A 1173-nucleotide genomic window follows, 5' to 3' on the forward strand; every position below is an offset into this window, starting at 1 on the left:
GGGGCGGGCACACTGGAGCCATGGACCCGGTAACCGCCTTGAGGCAGATCGCCTATTACAAGGACCGGAGCCGCCACGACCCCCGGCGGGTGATGGCCTACCGCAACGCCGCCGACATCATCGAGGGCCTGGACGATGCGGCGCGCGAGCGGCACGGTCAGGCGAACAGCTGGCAGACGCTGCCCGGCATCGGCCCGAAGACCGCGAAGGTCATCGACCAGGCCTGGTCCGGACGCGAGCCCGACCTGCTCGTCGAATTGCGTTCCGCCGCCGAGGATCTCGGGGGCGGCGATTTGCGGGCCGCGCTGCGCGGCGACCTGCACCTGCACTCGAACTGGTCGGACGGGTCGGCGCCGATCGACGAGATGATGGCCACCGCGTCGGCGCTGGGCCACGAGTACTGCGCGCTGACCGACCATTCGCCGCGGCTGACCATCGCCAACGGGCTGTCGCCGGAGCGGCTGCGCGCGCAACTCGACGTCATCGACCGGTTGCGCGACGAGTTCGCGCCGATGCGCATCCTGACCGGCATCGAGGTCGACATCCTCGAAGACGGCAGCCTGGACCAGGAGCCCGAACTGCTCGAGCGCCTCGACGTCGTGGTGGCCAGCGTGCACTCGAAGCTGTCCATGGACGCGCCGGCCATGACGCGGCGCATGGTGCGCGCCGTCTCCAACCCGCACGCCGACGTGCTCGGCCACTGCACCGGTCGGCTGGTCTCCGGCGGCCGCGGCATCCGGCCCGAATCGAAGTTCGACGCCGAGGCGGTGTTCGGCGCGTGCCGCGATCACGGGACGGCCGTGGAGATCAACTCGCGTCCCGAGCGCCGCGACCCGCCGACCCGGCTGTTGAAGCTGGCACTGGAGATCGGCTGCCTGTTCAGCATCGACACCGACGCGCACGCGCCGGGTCAGCTCGACTTTCTCGGCTACGGCGCCCAGCGCGCGCTCGACGCCGGCGTGCCGACCGACCGGATCGTCAACACCTGGCCCGCGGACGGGCTGCTGGAATGGACGGCGTCGTAGGCGAGCTGCGCTTGCTACACCGACTGCCCGTCGCCGCCCGCATTGCCGCCGATGATCAGGGCCTCGGCGCCGGAGCCGGCGACCCCGGTGGCGCCGCCGTTGCCGCCGAATTGGCCAACACCACCGCCCGCGCCTCCAGCCCCGCCCA

1 protein-coding gene is annotated in these 1173 nt (G+C 71.7%); it reads left to right on the forward strand.

Features of this window, described 5'->3' with window-relative positions; genetic code table 11:
- The first annotated feature begins 20 nt into the window (after window positions 1-20).
- A complete protein-coding gene (locus tag A5673_RS22805; RefSeq protein WP_068237878.1) occupies window positions 21-1025 on the forward strand; it encodes a PHP domain-containing protein in 1005 nt (334 codons plus the stop codon).
- The last annotated feature ends 148 nt before the right edge of the window (window positions 1026-1173 follow it).

Origin of the sequence: Mycobacterium sp. E3198 (assembly GCF_001667015.1) — a bacterium.
Classification (GTDB): Bacteria; Actinomycetota; Actinomycetes; order Mycobacteriales; family Mycobacteriaceae; genus Mycobacterium.

Excerpts from the sequence above, each read along its gene's own strand:
- A5673_RS22805 (WP_068237878.1), top strand. The coding sequence starts at position 21 with ATGGACCCGGTAACCGCCTTGAGGCAGATCGCCTATTACAAGGACCGG.